We start from the raw sequence: 20,113 nt of genomic DNA on the forward strand, positions 1-20,113 counted from the left end.
CCCACCATGTCCCTGCCCCACGATCCACGCGACGCCGAACACAAGCGCTCCTGCCCCCCGGAGGAGTTGCTGGTCGACGCCGAAGCCAATGACGAACCGACGCCCCCGGCACACCCAGCGCGCCCCTGGCTGCTGCTCCTGGGCCTGGTGCTGGTGGCGCTGAACCTGCGTCCGGCGCTGTCCAGCCTCGCCCCGCTGCTCAACACCGTACGCGACGGCACCGGCCTGTCGGCGGCCTCCGCCGGCCTGCTGACCACCCTGCCGGTGCTCTGCCTGGGCCTGTTCGCGCCGCTGGCGCCAATGCTCGCCCGCCGCCTCGGCGCCGAGCGTACGGTGCTGCTGATCCTGCTCAGCCTGGCCGCCGGCATCGTGCTGCGCAGCCTGTTTCCGGTGGCCGGGCTGTTCCTCGGCAGCCTGGTGGCCGGCGCCAGCATCGGCATCATCGGCGTGCTGTTGCCGGGCATCGTCAAACGCGACTTCCCACACATCGCCGGGACCATGACCGGCGTCTACACCATGGCGCTGTGCCTGGGCGCCGCCACCGCCGCCGGCGCCACCGTTCCGCTGGCCGGACTGATGGGCGACAGCTGGCAACTGGCGCTGGCCTTCTGGGCGCTGCCGGCGATCCTTGCCGCGTTGGTGTGGCTGCCGCAGACCCGGCAGAACCACCACGCCCACCGTGCGGTGTACAAGGTGAAAGGCCTGTGGCGCGATCCGCTGGCCTGGCAAGTCACCCTGTACATGGGGCTGCAGTCGTCCCTGGCCTACATCGTCTTCGGCTGGGTGCCGTCGATCCTCATCGACCGCGGCCTGAGCCCCACGGAAGCCGGTCTGGTGCTGTCCGGCTCGGTGATGGTGCAACTGTTCAGCGCCCTGGCCGGCCCCTGGCTTGCCACCCGTGGCAAGGACCAGCGCCTGGCGGTGGTGATCGTCATGAGCCTGACCCTGGCGGGCCTGCTCGGCCTGCTCTACGCGCCGCTGTCGGGCATCTGGGGCTGGGCGGTGGTGCTCGGCCTCGGCCAGGGCGCCACCTTCGCCATCGCCCTGGCGCTGATCGTACTGCGCTCGCCGGACTCCCACGTCGCCTCCAACCTCTCGGGCATGGCCCAGGGCGTGGGCTACACCCTGGCGGCCTGCGGGCCCTTCCTGGTCGGCGTGGTGCATGACGTCACCGGCGGCTGGAGTGCGTCCGGGGTGATCTTCGTGGTGGTCTCGGTCGGGGCGATCGCCTTCGGCCTCGGGGCCGGGCGGGATCGGTTGGTGCGGGTGAAGAGCGAGCATGTCTGAGGTGGCTGGCGCTTCGCTCGTGAACCTTGGCTGATCGCGCCGGAGTCTGCTCATACGCGCGGAGTTTCCCTGGAGGAGCGGGCTTTGTCCGCCCCTCCGAGGTAGCACTGCAAGACAGCGCCCCGCACAGGGCGCCGCACCGCCCCTCAAGCCGCCGGCGGCAACCGACTCGAACTGTCGATCCAGGCACTGATCAGGTTGTACATCACCGCCAACAGCACCGGCCCGAGGAACAGTCCGATGAAGCCGAAGCTGAGCAACCCACCCAGCACCCCCAGCAGCACCACCACCAGCGGCAGGTTGCCGCCACGGCTGATGAGGTACGGCTTGAGAATGTTGTCCACCCCGCTGATCACGAAGAACCCCCAGATCGCCATGAACAGGGCGTAGCCGTAGCTCTCCTGGTAGAACAGCCAGATCGTCGCCGGCCCCCAGATCAGCGGCGGGACCATCAGCAGGCTGCAGACGAAGGTCAACAGCCCCAGTACGAAGGCCCCCGGCACGCCGGCGATAAGGAAGCCGATGGTAGCCAGCACCGCCTGCGCGGCGGCGGTACCGATGACGCCGTTGACCACGCGCTGCACTGTGCCGGCGATGATCTCCATGTACTGCGAAGCCGTATTGCCGATCAGGCGTTGCAGCATGGCGTGGGCAAAGGCTTGCAGGCGCAGGCCGTCGCGGTAGAAGAAGAAGATCAGCACCAGGCTCAGCACCAGCTCGAAGATCCCCGTGCCGAGCTTGGCGCTGCGCGCCAGCACCCAGTTGCCCACCTCGCCCATGTACGGCTTGAGCGCGGAGAACATCGCCACGCCCTGCTGGTCGGCCTGGTACCACCAGCCGATCAGGCGATCGCCGACCAGGGGAACGCGCGCCATCCAGGCCGGCGGCGGCGGCAGGCCGGAAACCTGTAGGTTCTTCACCAGTTCGACGCCCTCGCGCACCCGGTCCACCAGGCCGAAGCCCAGCCACACCAGCGGCAGCGCCACCAGCACGATCCAGCAGAAGGTGAGCAGGCCGGCGGCGGCGGCTTCCCGGCCGCGCAGCAACTGGGTGAGCAGACGCATCAGCGGCCAACTGGCGAAGGCCAGCACGGCCGCCCAGACCAGCGCCGACCAGAACGGCAGCAGCACCCAGACGCTGGCGGCGAGCAGGACCAGGAGCAGCAGGCGCAGCAGCAGGCGATCATTGTCGAACATCGAGACTCCGGGATATCGGGAACGGTGAGACGCCCTTTCCAGAGCGCCAGAATTCAGCGTAGGCGAATCAGCGCAGCCAGGTCAGGTGCAGGCCGTCGCTGTCGTCCTTGCCCTGCTCCAGGCGCGCATCGAGCACGCCCTGGGCGGTCAGCGCGGTGCGCCAGTCGCCGGCGTGCTTGCCGGCCAGCTCGACGCGCACGCCGGTGTCCAGGCGCAAGGTGCGCACCAGCAGGTCGAGCCAGGCGCCGCCGGGTTGCTCGGGGACATGGCTCAGGGTCAGCTCGCCGTTGGCCTTGAGCAGGCGCATCAAGGTGGACGGGCTGGGCAGCAGTTCGCCGAGGGCGACGCCGCTGTCCAGCTGTTCGGCGTGCAGGTAGGCGCGGCGGTTGCCGCGGGTAATGGTGTAGACGGCCAGCAGGCTGTTCTCGTGGGGCGCCGCGAGGCGCACCAGCAGGTAGGCCTGCTGGTCGTCCGGGCCGTAGAGCTTGGAGTTGCCGAATACCGCGTTGGCCAGCAGGTTGCTGGAGCCGCAGTCACGGCTTTCGCACCAGAACAGCGGCGTGGCGTCGGCCTTGAGCAGGTCCTTGCGCGCGGCGGCGAAAGCGCTCTGGCTAGAGTCCTCGTCGGGCAGGCGATAGGTCACGGAGGTCAGGCTGCCGATGGCGCGCACCTCCCCTTCCATGCGCAGGCGTCCGCTGATGCGGCTGATCGAACCCTGTGGGTAGGTCCGTTCCTGGCTGGCCGCCTGGTTGAAATCGACGATTTCCGAGCGCGGGAAGCGCGGCAGGATTTCAAGGTCATGGCTGTCAGGCAGGTCGGCGGCGAAACCGCCAGTGCTGGCGGCGAGCAGACCGCCAAACAACAGGGAGTACAACAGCCGTGGCATCCGGGTGCTCTGCGCGTCGGCCTGGAAAGTCCCTTTGCAGCACGGGCGCGCGGCGGTTTGGATGTCGAGCATGCACAATCTCCCTGAAGCGATCCGTGCAGACTCGCGGCAGGCCCCGGTTTAGTCAAGCCAAAGGGCACTACGGGGTGTTTCCCTCAGCATCGGCTCAATGCCTGCGCTGCGCACGGCAAGACCTTGAGCAGACGCTTACCCCAGCAGGAACGGCCGGAACAGAGCCGCCACCGCCTCCGCGCCGGCCTCGTCGTCCAGGTGCAGGTGGTGCTGACCGGGCAGTGCGTGGACCTCGATGGGGCGATCCTTGAGCAGCTCGTGGGTCGCCGGCTCCGCCATCAGCAACCCCTGTTGCGCCAGCACCAGGCTGGTCGGGCACTGGATAGCCTGGACGAACTGCCGTGCATGGGCACGCGTCAGGCGCAGCGGCGATGGCAGGGTCAGGCGCGCATCGCTGCGCCAGGTGTAACCACCGGGCACAGGCATCAGGCCACGGGAGGCCAGCAATTCCGCCGCCTCGCGGCTGACCGCGCCAACCCCCTTCATGCGCGCTTCCACGGCGCGGTCGATCGCCTCGTACACCGGCTTGCGCTTGTTCGACAACGCGATTTGCGCGCGCAGCGCCTCGCCCAGTTTCTGCGGCGAGGTTTCCGCCTCGCCGGTGTAGGGCACCAGGCCGTCGATCAGCGCCAGACGCTCGATGCGCTCGGGCATGGCGCCGGCCAACAGCACCGAGACGATGGCGCCCATGGAGTGCCCGAGCAGGGTGAAGCGCTCCCAGCCCATCTGGTCGGCCACCATCAGCACGTCCAAGGCGTAGTCCCACAACAGGTAGCTGGCGCCCGGCGCGCGGTGCGCCGAGAGTCCATGGCCGGCAAAGTCCAGGGCGAGGATGCGCAGGCCGGGCAGTTTCGGCGCCAGGCGGGCGAAGCTCATGGCGTTGTCCAGCCAGCCGTGCAGCGCGATCACCGGGCGGCCGTCTTCCGGGCCGAACAGGTGCGCCGCCAGTTCGATGTGCGGCAGGTTCAGGCGGATTTCCTGGACGTGGGCGGTCATGGCGATTCCTTATGATTTTCGCGCTGTTGCCAGCGGGCGAATACAGTCTTGAGCAATGCGGCGGTGTCCTGTGGGCGCTCCAGCGGGAACATGTGCCCGCCCGGCAGCGACAGGCTCTCCCCCTGCGGAATGTGGCTCACCAACCGTGCATGATGCGGAAGCACCACGCGGCTGTGGCGGCCGCGCACCAGGGTCAGCGGCACGGCCAGTTGCTTCGGCCGGCCGGGGCTGGTGTGCGGGACGTTGCGGTAAATACTGATCTCGGTGGCCGGGTCGAACTTCAGCCGCAGCCCTTGCGCCGCCGACTGCGCCAACCCGTGGCGCACGTAGGCTTCCAGGCAGTCGCGGTCGAAGCGCTTGAACAGTGGCTTGCCGGCGAAATACTCCAGGGCCTCGGCGAAATCGTTGAAGTCCTCGCGCCGGCCCAGGGTGCGCCCGGCGGGTGTCAGTCGGTCGATGAAGCCGAAACGCTTGGCGACGCGGATCACCAGTTGATCGGCGACGGTCAGCAACGGCGAATCGAGCATCACCACGCCCCGGTACAGCTCCGGACGGCGCAGCGCGGCATGGTAATGCAGCACGCCGCCCAGGGAGTGGCCAACGCCCCAGACCGGCTCGTCCAGAGTGTCCAGGTGATGCAGCAACTCCTCCACCAGGTTTTCCCAGTTGGCGTTCACCGGGAAGCGCGGGTCGTGGCCGTGCATGTCCAGCCGATGAACCCGGTAGTCCGGCTCCAAGGCGTCGAACAGCTTGCTGTAGGTGCCCGATGGAAACCCGTTGGCGTGGGCGAAGAAGACCGATTGCGACATGCCGGCGAACTCTGGCGAATAACAGTCTGAATTTTCCGACAGCACAGAAAGCGCGGCAATGACCCGCGCTGCCGCGAATGACGGCACTACGGCCAAAGTCCATGGCGCTCCGGCGGATTTGCCCTGCTCTGCGCCTCGTGCAGCACGACTTCGGCGGATAACTGTCAACGGTTATCCGCCCTACATGGAGCTTTTCGCAGGGCGCATAACGCGGAACACGTTATCCGCCGTTCCACCTCAAACCCACTGCACCGCGTGATTGACCACGCTGAACAGAATCCCTCCTGCCACCAACAGGAACACCAGCGCGCAGGCGCCATCGATCACCGGCACGGCGCGCAGCAGTCGCTGCTGCCACAGCGGCTGGGTGAGGAGCACACTGAGCAGGCTGAACCAGGCGAAACCGGTGCCGAACAGCATCACCGCCACCGCAACCTTGCCCGCTGCCGACATATCCGCCGGGATCAGACTGCTGAGCAGCGCCAGGAAGAACACCAGCGCCTTGGGATTGAACAGGTTGGTAGCCAGCCCGCGCAGCCAGGGCCCGAGTTTCGAATCCGCCAGTTCGCCATCGATCCGCCCTGCCCCGCCGGGTTGGCGCAAGGCGCGCAGCGCGCCGATCCCCAACCAACCGAGATAGGCCGCGCCCACCAGTTGCAGCGCACTGAACAGCAGCGGCGAACGGCTGAGCAGCAGTGACACGCCGGTCAACACCAGCGTGCCGTGAACCAGGATGCCGCAGGCCAGCCCCAACGCGCTGAGCACGCCGGCGCGGCGGCCCTGGTGGAGGGCAGTGCGTACCACCAGCGCGACGTCCGGCCCGGGGCTGACGAGGGCGACGGCGAACACGGCGGTGAGCATGAGCAAGACGTGAACCTCCTGCATGGCGGGATTCTCCAGTGGGAAAGGAAGCGGGAGTGGAATCGATCAGCGCTGGCGTAGTCGCGCGGGCGGCAATCCGTAGGTGCGGCGGAACAAGCGGCTGAAGTGGGCCTGGTCGTAGAAGCCCAGGTCCAAGGCGATTTCCGATAACGGCTGGCCCTTGATCACCCGTGGCAAGGCGCGCTCAAGGCGCAGTTGGGTCAGCCACTGGTGCGGCGGCAATCCGCACTGGTGGCGGAAGCGACGCAGCACCTGCCAGGGGCTGAGGTCGCAGAACCCGGCAATCTCCTCCAGCGTCGGCGGCGTCTCCAGACGCGACTCCAGCCATTCGCGAATGCGCGCCCAGGTCAGGGCATCGAAGCCCTGCCCCGGCTCGCGGATGCGCAAACTGGAAGCACGCTCCAGCAGCGCGGCGAGCGCCTGCCAGAGCTGTCCTTCCTGCGCCAGGCGCTCGCCGCCCAGCATCAGGGAGTGGGCGCGCTGCAGTTCGGCCTGCAACGACGGATCACGCAGCTGCGCGGCGGTCAGGCGCGGCGCGCCCTGGCGGCCATCGCTGAAGGCGCGGCAGGCGTCATCCAGCCATTGCGGGTCGATGGAGAGCACGCGGATGCGATAGCCGTCGTCACCCTCGCTGGCGCCGTCATGAATGCTCTCGGGAGTCATCAACAGGATGTCGCCGTTCCCGGCCAGCGAGCGCTCACCGCGATGGGTGTAGCGCTGGCAACCGTCCAGCATCAGCCCGACGTGATAGTCGAGATGAAAATGCCGGGGAAAGGCAAAACGGCGGTACTCGGCGTCGATGAAGCGGACGCCGGGCAAGCCGCTGCTGTGATGTTCGATGCGTTCCATGGGCCCACTTTACCGACGCGGGAACCCTGGGTCTTGGACAAAATTGCGAGGGGTGCCAAGCGGCGCCGGACCTGTAGGAGCGAGCTTGCTCGCGAACCGCCTGATGCCTTGGTGCCCGGCATTGTTCGCGAGCAAGCTCGCTCCTACAAAAAGCAAACCACTCAGCGCTCCAGCGGCACGATGGCCATGGTCAATCGCGAAATGCAGCTCGGCTTGCCGTCATCCCCGTGCAGGCGGATTTCCCAGACATGGGTCGAGCGACCGATGTGCACTGCCTTCGCCACCGCCGTCACCCGCCCGCTGCGCAGGCCGCGCAGATGGTTGGCGTTCACCTCCAGGCCAACGCAGTAGTACTGGCTGGTATCCAGGCACTGGTAGCTGGCAGTGGAGCCGACGGTCTCCGCCAGCACCACCGAAGCGCCGCCATGCAGCAGGCCGTAGGGCTGATGGGTGCGCGAATCCACCACCATGCTGGCGGTGATCGAGTCGTCGTCGAAGGCCTCGAAACGGATGTCGAGCACTTCACCGATGGTGTTCTTCAGGTTCGCATTGAGCTTTTCCAGATTGGGCGTGTTACGCCAGATCATTGCTGTCCCCCTTGTTCAGTCATGCCACTGCACCGCCTCGCGGCGCTCCGCCCATTCATTGAAGCGCTGGCCGTAGGTGCCTTCCACCACATTGCGCTTGATCTTCAGGGTTGGCGTGAGGAAGCCGTTGTCCACCGTCCAGACATCCTTGACCAGCACCAGCCCGGCCAACCGCTCGTGCTTGTCCAAGGCGTCGTTCACCTCATCCAACAGCGCCTTCAGGCTCTGCTCCAGCTCGCCACGGGCGCCATTGGCCGCCTCCTGCCGGCCGATCTCCGACAGCACGCAGAGCCCCAGGGGCGCGATCAGGCCATCACCGACCACGCAGATCTGCTCGATGCGCGAGTGCACCGCCAGACGATTCTCGATGGGCGCCGGCGCCACGTACTTGCCCTTGGCGGTCTTGAAGATTTCCTTGATCCGCCCGGTCAGGCGCAGGTTGCCCTCAGCGTCCTGTTCGCCCTTGTCACCGGTGCGCAGGAAGCCGTCCCGGGTGATCGCCTCGTCAGTGCGTTCCGGGTCCTTGTAGTAGCCGAGCATGGTCGCGCCGCTGCGCACCTGCACCTCGCCCTCATCGCTGATGCGGACTTCCACGCCGGGGCTGTTACGGCCGATCCAGCCCTTCTTCTGCTCGCCGGGGCGGCAGACGTGGGAATAACCGCAGTTCTCGGTCATGCCATAGACCTCCAGCACGTTCAGGCCAAGGCGCTTGTACCAGTCGAGCAGGGCTTCAGGCACCGGCGCGGCACCGCACAGGGCGTAGCGCACGGCATCCAGGCCAAGGCCGGCGAGCACCTTACGGCCGACCAGACGACCGACGATGGGCAGGCGCAGCAGGCGGTCCAGCTTCTGCGCCGGCATCTGCGCATAAACGCCCATCTGGAACTTGGTCCAGATACGCGGTACGCCGAAGAACACCGTGGGCCGCGCACGGCGCATGTCGGCGACGAAGGTGTCCAGGCTCTCGGCGAAGAAGATCGTCTGGCCGGCGTAGATCGACGCCATTTCCACGAACATGCGCTCGGCCACGTGGCACAGCGGCAGGTAAGACAGCAGGCGGTCCTGCTCCCCCACGCCGAACAGCTCGATGGCGTGGCTGGCGGCGAAGGCAAAGTTGCCGAAGGTGTGCATCACACCCTTGGGCGTGCCCGTGGTGCCGGAGGTGTAGATGAGGGTCGCCAGAGTGGCGGCGTCCGGACGCGAATCGTCGCGCAGCGGCGGCTGCTTCAGAAGGTCGGCCCACTGATGGTCGAAGCGCCCTGGCGGATGCAGCGGCAGTGCCACGGTCGGCACGCTCGGCGGAATGCCATCGACCATCGACGGCCAGTCGTCCAGCTTGCCGACGAAGGCCACCGCCGCCTCGGAATGGGTCATCACCTGGCGCACGGAGTCGGCGGTAAGGTTGGGATACAGCGGCACGGACACGTGGCCGGCCATCCAGATAGCGATATCGGCGACGACCCAGTGCGCGCAGTTCTTGGAAATGATCGCCACCCGGCTCCCTGCGGGTAGCTGCAGACTGCGCAACCAGGCGGCGGCGCGGCGCGCCTGATCGCCCACTTCGCCCCAGGTGAGGGTTTCCACCTCGCCGCTGCCCAGCGGCTGGACGAGATAAGGCTTGTTCGGGTGACTGGCCTCGCGCTGATAGAACAGATCAAGCGGTAATCGGACTGCTTTAACCACGTGCCCCTCCTTTGTTGTTCTTTTTCAGAGGTGTAGCTCAGGGGTATAGCGATAGATCAACCAAGCACTTGCTTGGTCGAATATTCCATGCACGGACACGTCAGACAAGGCTGATCGTGTGAACTTTTGTAGGGGGCACCCTTCAGACTGCGCGCAGTCGCTCTATCACGGTGGTTTGCGGCGAAACATCCGGCGACGATTTGCCCGGCGACAGTACCTGGCGAGCGAAGGCGCACTACCCTTTCGGGAACACCCCGACGGATATCCGCCATGCCGGAAGCCTTCCAGATCCACCCAGGCCAGCTCGACCTACTGCTGAACCTGCTGATCGCCACCATCTGCGGCGGCCTGGTCGGCCTCAACCGCGAACTGCACAACCGCCCCGCCGGCCTGCGCACCCACGCCCTGACCTCTCTGGCCGCCGCGCTGGCGGTGGGCGTCATCCTGCAGCTGCACCCGACCAGTCCCGATGCCGCCAGCCGGGTGGTCCAGGGCGTGCTGACCGGTATCGGTTTCATCGGCGCCGGTGTCATCGTCCACCACGAACACCGCTACCGCGTGGAAGGCCTGACCACCGCCGCCACCATCTGGGTATCGTCCATGATCGGCATCGCCTGCGGCAGCGGCCATGCCCTCACCGCCGCTTTCGGCGTGGTACTGACGCTGGTGGTCCTCAGCCTCGGCAGCTGGCTGGAGCACCATATCGACGCCCGCTTCCGCAAACCGCCACCCACCCTGACCGACGACGATGATCCGCAGAAATGAACGAGGCCCCTTTCGGGGCCTTGTTCACGGAGCAGTCAGTGCGTTCAGTTGTGCCGTGGATGGTGCAGCGACACCAGTTCCATCAACCCCGCCACCGGGCACTCGCCCTCAAGTTCCGCCAGCGAGGCGGTGCTGAAGGGCACCGCGTCGTTGCGGCTGCCGTGGACCAGCAGACCGGCCAGGGAACCAATCAGCGGCTGGTGGCTGACCAGCAGCAGATTGCGCTCGGTGCGGCCGTCCAGGAAACGCAGGACGTCCTTGGGGTCGTCGTCCGGGGTCAGCCAGGGCGCGGTCCCGACAGAGCCATCGAAGCCCAGCGCCTCGCGAATCAGCTCGGCGGTTTCCTGGGCCCGCACATAGGGGCTGGCGAGGATGCCGTCGATCGGCTGGCCGGCGAGCTGGGCTGCACTCTTGAGCACTTCCTTGCGGCCGTGGGCGGTCAGGCGTCGTTCCGAGTCGCGGCGGGCTTGCGGTTCGGCCTCACCGTGGCGCAACAGCCAGAGCTTCACAGCTTCGGCTCTTCGTCGCGCGCCGGATGCTCGGCTGGCGGCACGCTGTGCGGCTGCTCGCCCTCGGGCCCGCGGGCGGCCGGCCAGTCGGCGAACGGCCAGGGCTTTTCCTCGGTCTGGAAGGTGCCGAAGCGGCCGATCTGCGCGAAGTACTGACTCAGGCTGTCGCCAAAGGCCATCAGGCTGCCGCTCGGGGCGCCGTAGATGATCCGATAGATCAGCTGGACCACGACCACGACGCCGAGAATGATCTCAGCGACGAACCAGACCAGGGCGAACACCAGCATCCAGACGACTCGCAGGACGAGGGACTCTTTTTCCATACGTTCAGCGGACATGGGTTGCCTCTCTCAGAAACCGGTGGTGGGAATGAAGTCGACGTCGGTCTTCGGTTCGCCATTCATCAGCGCCTCGATGACCTGCGCCAGGGTGCGGCCGCCGAACAGGATGGCGTTCAGGCCCGCCACCAGCGGCATGTAGACCTGCAGCTCGTCGGCCTTGGCCTTGAGTACCCGCAGCGTGTTCACGCCCTCGGCAGTCTCGCCCATGCGCGCCACTGCGTCCTCCAGGCTGAGGCCTTCGCCCAGGGCGAAGCCCACCTGATAGTTACGGCTCTTGGGTGACGAACAGGTGACGATCAGGTCGCCCACCCCGGCCAGGCCGAGGAAGGTCATGGGGTTGGCGCCCAGCTTGACGGCGAAACGAGTCATCTCCGCCAGGGCGCGGGTGATCAGCATGCCCTTGGTGTTCTCGCCCATGCCCAGCGCGGCGGCCATGCCGGCAATGATGGCGTAGACGTTCTTCAGCGCGCCGCCCAGCTCGACGCCGAAGCGGTCGCTACTGGCGTAGACACGGAAGGTGCGGCCGTGCAGCGCCTCCTGCACGCGCTCGCAGACCTCCTCGTCCTCGCTGGCGACCACGGTGGCGGTCAGTTCATGCTCGGCGATCTCGCGCGCCAGGTTCGGGCCGGAGATCACCGCGATACGGGATTTCGGCGCGATCTCCTCGAGGATCTGGCTCATCAGCTTGAAGGTCTGCGCCTCGATGCCCTTGGTCAGGCTGACCAGCATCTTGCCCGCCAGCTCCTCGCTGCGCCCTTCCAGCACCTTGCGCAGCGCGCTGGACGGCACGGCGACGAAGATCATTTCGCACGCGGCCAGAGTCGCCGGCAGGTCGGTGGTGGGTTCGACACCCGCGTGAATCTTCACGCCCTTCAGATAACGGGGGTTCTCCCGCAGGGTGCGGATCGCTTCGGCCTGTTCCTCATCGCGCATCCACTGGCGAACGCGCTGGCCGTTCTCCGCCAGCAGATTGGCGAACGCGGTACCGAAACTGCCACCGCCGAGAACGGCGATCGGTTGCTGCTCAGTCATGTCTTTTCCATCACGGGCCGCCTCGGGGCGGCGATTGAGGCATTATAAGGCCCTGTCGCCCTGCGGCCAGTCCGGATCGCAGGACTGGCAAACAACGGCGCCTCGTTTAACATCCGTCTATTGAAGTAGAAATCGAGAACAAGGCCGTTCCGTGCAGATTTCCCCCCGCGCTCCCCTGCCGCTCTCTCTGCTTGCCGCGCTACTGGCAGGTCAGGCAGTCGCCGGCGATCTCTTCGTCGACCGCGTGGAAGTGCCGGACGTACTCACCGCCAGCCGGCTGAAGCAGTCGCCCGCCGAGGTGCCGGGCAGCATGACGGTGCTCGACCGCGACCTGATCCGCGCCTCCGGCGCCCGCGACATCCCCGAGCTGATGCGCCTGGTGCCGGGCATGATGGTCGGCTACCTGTCCGGCAACCAGGCCACGGTCAACTACCACGGCACCAACGTCACCGAGGCGCGCCGCCTGCAGGTACTGGTGGATGGCCGCTCGGTGTACCGCCCGGGCCTGGCCACGGTGGACTGGAGCGACATACCGGTGGCCATCGAGGACATCGACCGCATCGAGGTCTTCCGTGGGCCGAACGCCGTGAGCTACGGCGCCAACGCGCTGATGGGCGTGATCAACATCCTCACCCGCCACCCCGCCGACAGCCAAGGCACACGCCTGAAGTACACCGCCGGGCAGAACGGCATCCGCGACTGGTACGCCAGCCAGGGGCTGCGGGGCGAGTCCAGCGACTATCGCCTGTCGCTCTCCGGCCAGGCGGACGATGGCTTCGACCACGACCAGTTCGGCCGCGACTACCGCGACGGCCGCCGCCTGTCCCGTTTCAACCTGGTGGCCAACCACAGCCTCGACCTGCGCAACAGCCTGGATTGGCAGATCGCCGCGAAGGAAGGCAGCAACCAGCGCCCCTACAACTACCGCCCGGTGTTCGACGGCATCCCCGCCGGCGACAGCGACTCCGACCTGACCGCCCGTGACTACGCAGGCTCCTTGCGCTGGACCTTCGACGCCAATCCGCAGCACAGCTTCTACGTCCAGGGTTATGCCGAGCACTGGGAGCGCCTTCAGGACTTCCGCGCCTGCGAGGCACAGATCGTGTTCAGCCCGCAGTTGGCGCAACTCTGGGCACTCAACCCGAGATATGTGAACAAGCTGGGCGATGCGTTGCCGCGTATCCCCAAGGGCACCGCCCAGGAGCAGGCCCTGGCGAACCAGGTGCTGCAGCAGATCGTCGGCGGAGCCGGTGCACCGGCCTGCGGCTGGGTGAACCAGAACATCCGGGAGACCCGCTACGATCTGGAAATACAGGACACGCTCAGCCTGACCGACGGCGTGCGGCTGCTCACCGGCATGAGCTACCGCCACGATCAAGCGACCTCCGAGACCTACTTCAACGGCACGGTGAACAACGAAATCTGGCGGCTGTTCAGCCAGCTGGAATGGCACCTGACGCCCCACTGGCTGCTGCAGGGCGGCGCCATGCTGGAAGACGACCAGACTTCCGGCAGCTCCGTCAGCCCGCGTATCGCCCTGAACTACCTGATCACGCCACGACACAGCCTGCGAGCGGTGTACTCCGAAGCCGTACGCTCGCCGGATATGTACGAGAACGACGTGAACTGGAGCTATCGCGCGCGCCGCCTCACCCCGGCCCCCTATGGCCAGAGCACAGGCTACTATTTCGCCCGCGCCCATGGGCCCGGGGACCTGGATCAGGAGCGCATGCGCTCGCGGGAAGTCGGCTACAACGGGCAGTTCGACGAGATCGGCCTGGCGCTGGACGTGAAGGCGTACCACGACGAGATCCACGACCTGATCAGCGATCCGCTGAAGCTGACCGACTTCGAGCCCACCAACGACAACGAAATCCGCTTCAGCGGCGCCGAGACCCAACTGGACTGGCGCGTCAGCCTCCGGGATCGCCTGCGCTTCACCTACGCCTATGTCGACTATGACGCCAGCAGCCGCTATGACCAGCGCCTTACCGCCCGCAACAGCGGCTCGGCGGGCTGGATGCGCGACTGGGGACGAGGCTGGTCGAGCGCGGTGTTCTATTACGGCGATGACGCGCTGAACGAACACCGCTTCGAACGCGTGGACCTGCGCGTAGCCAAGCGCATTCCCCTGGGCACCGCCGCATTGGAACTGGCGGGCGTGCTGCAGCAGCGCCTGGACGACGAACCGCTGACCTGGCCGGAAAACCGCTACGACGACCGTCATCTGCTGTATTTCAGCGCCGAGGTGGATTTCTAGCATGGTGGCCCGCCGCTCAGGGATGAGCCTCGGACATCAGGTCAGGTCCTTGCTGCTCAGCCTGATCTGCCTGCTGGCGCTACCAGCACAGGCACGCGAGCTGCTGCTGGTCAGCAGTGAACAGGGCGCGGCCGTGCAGGCATTCAGCCAGGCGCTCGCCGAACGCCGTCCGGAAGACCAGATCCGCCTGGAATCGCCCGCGCAACTGCCTCCTGCCTCGGCGCTCTCCCCTGAAACCCATTTGTTGCTGCTGGGGACCGCTGCGCTGAACTGGCGCCTGGCCAGCGACCAAGGCCCGCCGGCGCTGACGCTGCTGGTCAGCCGTGTGGAAGCACAGCAGCTACTCGACGGTCGCCATCCCGACGGCATCAGCCTGCTCTGGAGCGATCCACCGCCCGCCCGGCAACTGCAACTGGCTCTGCAACTGCGCCCCAAGCCACAGCGCATCGGCGTACTCTTCAGCCCCGCGAGCCAATTCCTTCTGAGCGAGTTGTCGGAACACGCACAGCGGCTCGGCGTCGAGCTGGTCCCCCAAGAGCAGGACCGCAGCGACGATCCCCGCCCACTGCGTGAATTGCTCGACAGCAGTGACCTGCTGCTCGGGTTGGACGACAAACTGCTTTACAACCCGCGTACCGTCAAAGGCATCCTGCTCAGCGCCTACGCCGAGAATCACGCCCTGATCGGCCCCACCGTGGCGTTCGTCAGGGCCGGCAGCCTGGCCAGCACTTACAGCGACCAGAGCGATTGGCTGGACACTCTCGATCCGCTGCTCGACCAACCGCCGTCGCAATGGCCGCAGAGCCTCTACCCTGAACGCTTCAAGGTGCAAAGCAACCGCCAGGTGGCGCGTTCGCTGGGCATCGATCTGCCGGACGACGCCTCGCTCGCGCATCGTCTTGCCGAAGGAGAATCCCCATGAGCGCCCGCAAGAGCTGGAATATCCAGACGCGCATGCTGGCCATCAGCCTCGGTCCGGCGTTATTGCTGACACTGCTGCTCACCGGCTATTTCACCTACTCGCGCCTGCAGGACCTGCGGCAGGAGTCCAACCACACCGGCCAGTTGATCGCCAACCAGCTGGCGCCGGCCGCCGAGTACGGCGTCATCTCCGGCAACCTGCCGGTGCTGCAAAGCCTGCTGCGGGCCACCCTGGGCACCGCCCACGTGCGCTTCATCGAAGTACGCGACCGCAGCGACAACATCCTGGTCTACGTCGAACATCCCGCCGATCCAGCCCAGGCAAGCACCAAGGTGGAAATCTTCCACGCCGCGATCCAGCGCGAGAACATCCAGCTCAACGACGGCAACCTAGGCGTTGCCCTCGATAACGCCGCAACCTCTGTCTCCAGCAACGACTACCTGGGCCGGGTAGTCGTCGGCATGGCCAGCGACGCCTTCAGCGAACGCCAACAGGAAATTCTCTTCAAGGCCAGCCTGCTGGCGCTCTTCGCGCTGGTACTGACCTATCTTCTCGCCCGGCGCCTGGCGCAACGACTGGCCGCGCCGATCAGCACCATGGGCCGCGCAGTCCAGGCGATCCAGAGCGGCGACTACCACACCACCCTGCCGGTCCCCGATGACGGCGAAGTCGGCGACCTCGCCCGGCACATCAACAACCTGGCCCGCGGCCTGCAGCAGGCAGCCCTGGAGCAGGAACGCAGCATCGCCCAACTGGTGGCCGCCCGCGAAGAGGCCGAAGAGGCAAACCGCGCGAAGTCCGACTTCCTGGCAATGATGAGCCACGAACTGCGGACGCCGATGAATGGCGTACTGGGCATGCTCCAGCTGTTGGAAACCACCGAGCTGAACCAGGAGCAGGCGGAGTACAGCGCGCTGGCGACCGAATCCACCGAGCACCTGCTCAAGGTGATCAACGACATCCTCGATTTCTCCCGCATCGAGCGCGGCGCGCTGGAGCTGGAGCGCATCCCGTTCAACCTGCTGGAGCTGATCCAGAGCTCCGTGCAGGTCTTCCAGCACAGCGCGCACCAGCGCGGCCTGACGCTGGACCTGGCGGTGCAGGACGGCCTGAATGCGCTCGAAGTACAGGGCGATCCGACCCGGATCCGACAGATTCTCGTGAACCTGCTGGGCAATGCCCTGAAGTTCACCGAAGAAGGCGGCGTGCGCCTAGAAGCCACCTGGCAGGCGCTGGACGATGAAGTCCTGTGGCTCAGCTGCTCGGTACAGGACAGCGGCATCGGTATCTCCCGCGAGCGCCTGGAACACATGTTCGATGCCTTCCAACAGGCCGACTCCTCCACCTCGCGCCGCTACGGCGGCACCGGCCTGGGCCTGACCATCGCCCGGACGCTGGCCGAGCGCATGGGCGGCACCCTCCGAGCCAGCAGCGAGGAAGGCTGCGGCTCGACCTTCACCCTGGAAATCCCCCTGCCCTTCCGCGAGCGCCAAGCCGCCTCGGAGGAAGACGAAGCGGGTACCGATTTGCTTGCCGCTGGTCAGTCCGTTCTGCTCGTCGAGGACAACCCGGTGAATCAAACGGTCATAGAAGCTATGTTGCGCAGCCTGGGGTATCGCGTCACGCTGGTGGGTGACGGCGTCCAGGCGGTCCGTACCTCCGAGCGCGGCGAGTTCGCGGTCATCCTCATGGATTGCCGGCTGCCGGTGCTCAACGGCTACGAGGCCACCCGGCAGATCCGCTCAAGACCCGGCGGCGAACAGGTGCCAATCATCGCGCTGACCGCCAACGCCCTGCAGGGCGACCGGGAAACCTGCCTGGAGGCAGGGATGAACGACTACCTGGCCAAGCCGTTCAAGCGGGCCGAACTGCAGCGGATTCTGCAGCGTTGGGTTGCTCCAGGCCGTTGATCCGCGCGCTGGCATGCACCAAACTGCGGACCGACCACGGGCATCTGCCCCTGACAAAAAACCGGCGCCGACGAAAAGTGAACAAGCGTTCGCCGGACGCTGTGACTTTCACTTAAAGGCAATAGTCTATGACTAGGCTGCCGCGTGAGTACCGTGACAATAACAACGGAACGCGGCGCCGCAGGCAGAAGCCAACACCGCCTGCCATCCAAGATTTTTGAGGAGCTCGCATGACCAAACAACACGCCTTCACCCGAGAAGACCTGCTGCGTTGCAGCCGCGGCGAGCTCTTCGGCCCGGGTAATGCGCAACTGCCCGCCCCCAACATGCTGATGATCGACCGCATCACTCACATCAGCGAAACCGGCGGCAAGTATGGCAAGGGCGAACTGGTCGCCGAGCTGGATATCAACCCCGACCTGTGGTTCTTCGCCTGCCACTTCGAAGGCGATCCGGTCATGCCGGGCTGCCTGGGCCTCGACGCCATGTGGCAGCTGGTCGGCTTCTACCTCGGCTGGCAGGGCAACCCCGGCCGTGGCCGCGCCCTGGGTTCGGGTGAAGTGAAGTTCTTCGGCCAGGTCCTGCCGACCGCCAAGAAAGTCACCTACAACATCCACATCAAGCGTACGATCAATCGATCGCTCGTTCTGGCTATCGCCGACGGCAGCGTCAGCGTCGATGGCCGCGAAATCTACAGCGCCGAAGGCCTCCGCGTCGGCCTGTTCACTTCCACTGACAGCTTCTAAGGGTATCCGCATGCGTCGCGTCGTGATCACCGGTCTGGGCATCGTTTCCTGCCTGGGCAATGACAAAGACACCGTCTCCGCCAACCTGCGTGCAGGCCGTGCTGGCATCCGCCACAACCCCAGCTACGCCGAGATGGGCCTGCGCAGCCACGTTTCCGGTTCGGTCAACCTGAACCTGGAAGAGCTGATCGACCGCAAGGTCTTCCGCTTCATGGGCGACGCCGCTGCCTACGCGTACCTCGCGATGGAACAGGCGATCAAGGACTCCGGCCTCAGCCCCGAGCAGATCTCCAACCCGCGCACCGGCCTGATCGCCGGTTCCGGTGGCGCTTCCACCCTGAACCAGATGGAAGCCATCGACACCCTGCGCGAGAAAGGCGTCAAGCGCATCGGCCCATACCGCGTCACCCGCACCATGGGCAGCACCGTTTCCGCCTGCCTGGCCACTCCCTTCCAGATCAAGGGCGTGAACTACTCCATCTCCTCGGCCTGCGCCACCAGCGCGCATTGCATCGGCCAGGCCATGGAACAGATCCAGATGGGCAAGCAGGACGTCGTCTTCGCCGGTGGCGGTGAAGAAGAGCACTGGAGCCAGAGCTGCCTGTTCGACGCCATGGGCGCCCTCTCCACCCAGTACAACGAGACCCCGGAAAAGGCCTCCCGCGCCTACGACGCCAAGCGTGACGGTTTCGTCATCGCCGGCGGCGGCGGCATGGTCGTTGTCGAAGAGCTGGAACACGCCCTGAAGCGCGGCGCCAAGATCTACGCCGAAATCGTCGGCTACGGCGCGACCTCCGATGGTTACGACATGGTCGCCCCGAGTGGCGAAGGCGCCATCCGCTGCATGCAGCAGGCCCTGTCGACCGTGAACACCCCGATCGACTACCTGAACACTCACGGCACCTCCACCCCGGTCGGCGACGTTGCTGAAATCCGTGGTATCCGCGAAGTGTTCGGCACCAACGCCCCGGCCATCAGCTCCACCAAGAGCCTGTCCGGCCACTCCCTGGGCGCCGCCGGCGTTCACGAGGCCATCTACTGCCTGCTGATGATGGAAGGCAACTTCATCGCCGGCTCGGCCAACATCGACGAGCTGGACCCGGAAGTCGCCGACATGCCGATCCTGCGCGAGACTCGCGAGAACGCGAAGCTCGACACCGTCATGAGCAACAGCTTCGGCTTCGGCGGCACCAACGCCACCCTGGTCCTGAAACGCCACAATGGCTGATCAGTGATCCAAACAAGAAAGGCGCCCCAGGGCGCCTTTTTTGTTGCCTGCAGTTCCTGGCCACCTGCCCTTCAGCTTTGCCTCGCATCCCCAATCAGGTCAGGATTGGGAAAGCTGGATAACAGGGAGCATGCAGATGGCGCTGATGATTCGAAAGGCCCGCAGCGAAGATGCTGCAGCCATCAGCCAGGTGATTGTGACGACTGTCAGGGAGAGCAATGGCCAGGACTACCCGGCGAATGTCATCGAGTCAGTAGCGGCGAACTTCTCGCCCGAACGTTTGATCGAGCTGCTGGAGCAGCGTCTGGTCTTCGTCGCCCTGCTGGGCGACGAGATCGTCGGCACAGGCGCCCTGGACGGCAACGTCGTGCGCAGCCTCTTCATAGCGCCGCGACAGCAGAACAAAGGCATCGGCCAGGCCCTGATGGCCCAAATCGAAGAAACCGCACTGGAGCGTGGCGTGGAGGCCTTGCTGATCCCCTCCTCCCTCACCGCCCAATCCTTCTACGCCCGCCTGGGCTACAGCGTCGTACGCGAACAGCTCTACGGAGAAGAACGCACGATCATCATGACCAAGTCACTCATGCTCTTGTAGGAGCGAGCTTGCTCGCGAACCGCGTCGCTCCGCCATGACCGCTTACAGCTCTCGTAGGAGCGGACCTTGTCCGCGAAAGCCTTGCACACGGCGCACGCCAGGATCTCCGGTTACCACCAATGCCCGTGCAGCAGCTTTTTTGCTCCCCAAAAAACAAAGCCCCCGACCAGCTCTCGCTGATCAGGGGCTTTGGAATTAGAAGCTTGACGATGACCTACTCTCACATGGGGAAACCCCACACTACCATCGGCGATGCATCGTTTCACTGCTGAGTTCGGGATGGGATCAGGTGGTTCCAATGCTCTATGGTCGTCAAGCAATTCGGCTGGATGATCGCCGTGGCGCTCATCCGAAATCGGGTTGCTTACACTAATAAGCAAAGCCCCCGGCCAGCTTTCGCTAACCAGGGGCTTTGGGATAGGAGCTTGACGATGACCTACTCTCACATGGGGAAACCCCACACTACCATCGGCGATGCGTCGTTTCACTGCTGAGTTCGGGATGGGATCAGGTGGTTCCAACGCTCTATGGTCGTCAAGCAATTCTTTAGGACGCTCG

19 protein-coding genes and 2 rRNA genes are annotated in these 20,113 nt (G+C 65.8%); 8 read left to right on the top strand and 13 right to left on the bottom strand.

Annotated features, from left to right (window positions below; genetic code table 11):
* Positions 1-6: 6 nt before the first annotated feature.
* Entirely contained in the window at positions 7-1,287 is a 1,281-nt protein-coding gene (locus O6P39_RS17880) for a CynX/NimT family MFS transporter (RefSeq protein ID WP_275607817.1), read from the top strand.
* Between the two features lie 146 nt (positions 1,288-1,433).
* Here O6P39_RS17880 and O6P39_RS17885 read toward each other — a convergent pair whose 3' ends face one another.
* The 8 genes from O6P39_RS17885 to O6P39_RS17920 form a co-directional block, all read right to left on the bottom strand.
* Positions 1,434-2,483 (bottom strand): AI-2E family transporter, encoded by a 1,050-nt coding sequence (locus tag O6P39_RS17885; RefSeq protein ID WP_275607818.1) that lies wholly within the window; start codon positions 2,481-2,483, stop codon positions 1,434-1,436.
* Positions 2,484-2,550: 67 nt separating this feature from the next.
* Entirely contained in the window at positions 2,551-3,441 is an 891-nt protein-coding gene (locus tag O6P39_RS17890; RefSeq protein ID WP_275607819.1) for a DUF4892 domain-containing protein, read from the bottom strand.
* Positions 3,442-3,576: 135 nt separating this feature from the next.
* The gene (locus O6P39_RS17895) at positions 3,577-4,437 is read right to left on the bottom strand and encodes an alpha/beta hydrolase (protein ID WP_275607820.1); all 861 of its coding nucleotides are present in this window, start codon (positions 4,435-4,437) and stop codon (positions 3,577-3,579) included.
* Complete coding sequence (locus O6P39_RS17900; RefSeq protein WP_275607821.1) at positions 4,434-5,246, bottom strand: alpha/beta hydrolase; 813 nt, start codon at positions 5,244-5,246, stop codon at positions 4,434-4,436. Before O6P39_RS17900 ends, O6P39_RS17895 begins: the two co-directional genes overlap by 4 nt.
* Before the next feature lie 237 nt (positions 5,247-5,483).
* Positions 5,484-6,131, bottom strand: coding sequence for a LysE family translocator (locus O6P39_RS17905; RefSeq protein ID WP_275607822.1), 648 nt, complete (start codon positions 6,129-6,131; stop codon positions 5,484-5,486).
* A gap of 42 nt (positions 6,132-6,173) precedes the next feature.
* The gene (locus O6P39_RS17910; RefSeq protein WP_275607823.1) at positions 6,174-6,977 is read right to left on the bottom strand and encodes an AraC family transcriptional regulator; all 804 of its coding nucleotides are present in this window, start codon (positions 6,975-6,977) and stop codon (positions 6,174-6,176) included.
* Positions 6,978-7,138: 161 nt separating this feature from the next.
* Entirely contained in the window at positions 7,139-7,564 is a 426-nt protein-coding gene (locus O6P39_RS17915; protein ID WP_275607824.1) for a hotdog fold thioesterase, read from the bottom strand.
* Between the two features lie 15 nt (positions 7,565-7,579).
* A complete protein-coding gene (locus tag O6P39_RS17920) occupies positions 7,580-9,247 on the bottom strand; it encodes an AMP-binding protein (RefSeq protein ID WP_275607825.1) in 1,668 nt (555 codons plus the stop codon).
* A 270-nt stretch (positions 9,248-9,517) separates the two neighbouring features.
* On the opposite strand from O6P39_RS17920, the gene O6P39_RS17925 reads away from it, so the two are divergent.
* Positions 9,518-10,012, top strand: a complete 495-nt coding sequence (locus tag O6P39_RS17925; protein ID WP_275607826.1) for an MgtC/SapB family protein — start codon at positions 9,518-9,520, stop codon at positions 10,010-10,012.
* Positions 10,013-10,056: 44 nt separating this feature from the next.
* On the opposite strand, the gene sixA is transcribed toward O6P39_RS17925, so the two are convergent.
* From sixA to O6P39_RS17940, 3 genes are read right to left on the bottom strand one after another with little or no spacing between them, the layout of a single operon-like run.
* Positions 10,057-10,521, bottom strand: coding sequence for a phosphohistidine phosphatase SixA (sixA, locus tag O6P39_RS17930; protein WP_275607827.1), 465 nt, complete (start codon positions 10,519-10,521; stop codon positions 10,057-10,059).
* The gene (locus tag O6P39_RS17935; protein ID WP_275607828.1) at positions 10,518-10,859 is read right to left on the bottom strand and encodes a DUF4389 domain-containing protein; all 342 of its coding nucleotides are present in this window, start codon (positions 10,857-10,859) and stop codon (positions 10,518-10,520) included. The genes sixA and O6P39_RS17935 overlap by 4 nt, the downstream gene beginning before the upstream one ends.
* Before the next feature lie 12 nt (positions 10,860-10,871).
* The gene (locus O6P39_RS17940) at positions 10,872-11,894 is read right to left on the bottom strand and encodes an NAD(P)H-dependent glycerol-3-phosphate dehydrogenase (RefSeq protein WP_275607829.1); all 1,023 of its coding nucleotides are present in this window, start codon (positions 11,892-11,894) and stop codon (positions 10,872-10,874) included.
* Positions 11,895-12,045: 151 nt separating this feature from the next.
* Here O6P39_RS17940 and O6P39_RS17945 point away from each other — a divergent pair, with 151 nt between their 5' ends.
* The 6 genes from O6P39_RS17945 to O6P39_RS17970 all read left to right on the top strand — a co-directional run bounded on the left by O6P39_RS17945 (position 12,046) and on the right by O6P39_RS17970 (position 19,555).
* Positions 12,046-14,154 carry a TonB-dependent receptor gene (locus O6P39_RS17945; protein ID WP_275607830.1) on the top strand — a complete coding sequence of 703 codons (2,109 nt, stop codon included), beginning with the start codon at positions 12,046-12,048 and terminating at the stop codon, positions 14,152-14,154.
* A gap of 22 nt (positions 14,155-14,176) precedes the next feature.
* A complete protein-coding gene (locus O6P39_RS17950; RefSeq protein WP_275607831.1) occupies positions 14,177-15,076 on the top strand; it encodes an ABC transporter substrate-binding protein in 900 nt (299 codons plus the stop codon).
* Positions 15,073-16,986, top strand: a complete 1,914-nt coding sequence (locus O6P39_RS17955) for an ATP-binding protein (RefSeq protein ID WP_275607832.1) — start codon at positions 15,073-15,075, stop codon at positions 16,984-16,986. Before O6P39_RS17950 ends, O6P39_RS17955 begins: the two co-directional genes overlap by 4 nt.
* Positions 16,987-17,216: 230 nt before the next feature.
* A complete protein-coding gene (gene fabA, locus O6P39_RS17960; RefSeq protein ID WP_207888227.1) occupies positions 17,217-17,732 on the top strand; it encodes a 3-hydroxyacyl-[acyl-carrier-protein] dehydratase FabA in 516 nt (171 codons plus the stop codon).
* A gap of 10 nt (positions 17,733-17,742) precedes the next feature.
* A complete protein-coding gene (gene fabB / locus O6P39_RS17965) occupies positions 17,743-18,960 on the top strand; it encodes a beta-ketoacyl-ACP synthase I (RefSeq protein ID WP_275607833.1) in 1,218 nt (405 codons plus the stop codon).
* Between the two features lie 136 nt (positions 18,961-19,096).
* On the top strand, positions 19,097-19,555 hold the full coding sequence (locus O6P39_RS17970; RefSeq protein ID WP_275607834.1) for a GNAT family N-acetyltransferase: 459 nt from the start codon (positions 19,097-19,099) through the stop codon (positions 19,553-19,555).
* Positions 19,556-19,756: 201 nt separating this feature from the next.
* Here O6P39_RS17970 and rrf (O6P39_RS17975) read toward each other — a convergent pair.
* Positions 19,757-19,872: ribosomal RNA gene (gene rrf / locus O6P39_RS17975) — 5S ribosomal RNA — on the bottom strand.
* Positions 19,873-19,978: 106 nt separating this feature from the next.
* Positions 19,979-20,094: ribosomal RNA gene (rrf, locus tag O6P39_RS17980) — 5S ribosomal RNA — on the bottom strand.
* Between the last annotated feature and the right edge of the window lie 19 nt (positions 20,095-20,113).

This window comes from Pseudomonas sp. PSE14 (assembly GCF_029203285.1).
Classification (GTDB): Bacteria; Pseudomonadota; Gammaproteobacteria; order Pseudomonadales; family Pseudomonadaceae; genus Pseudomonas.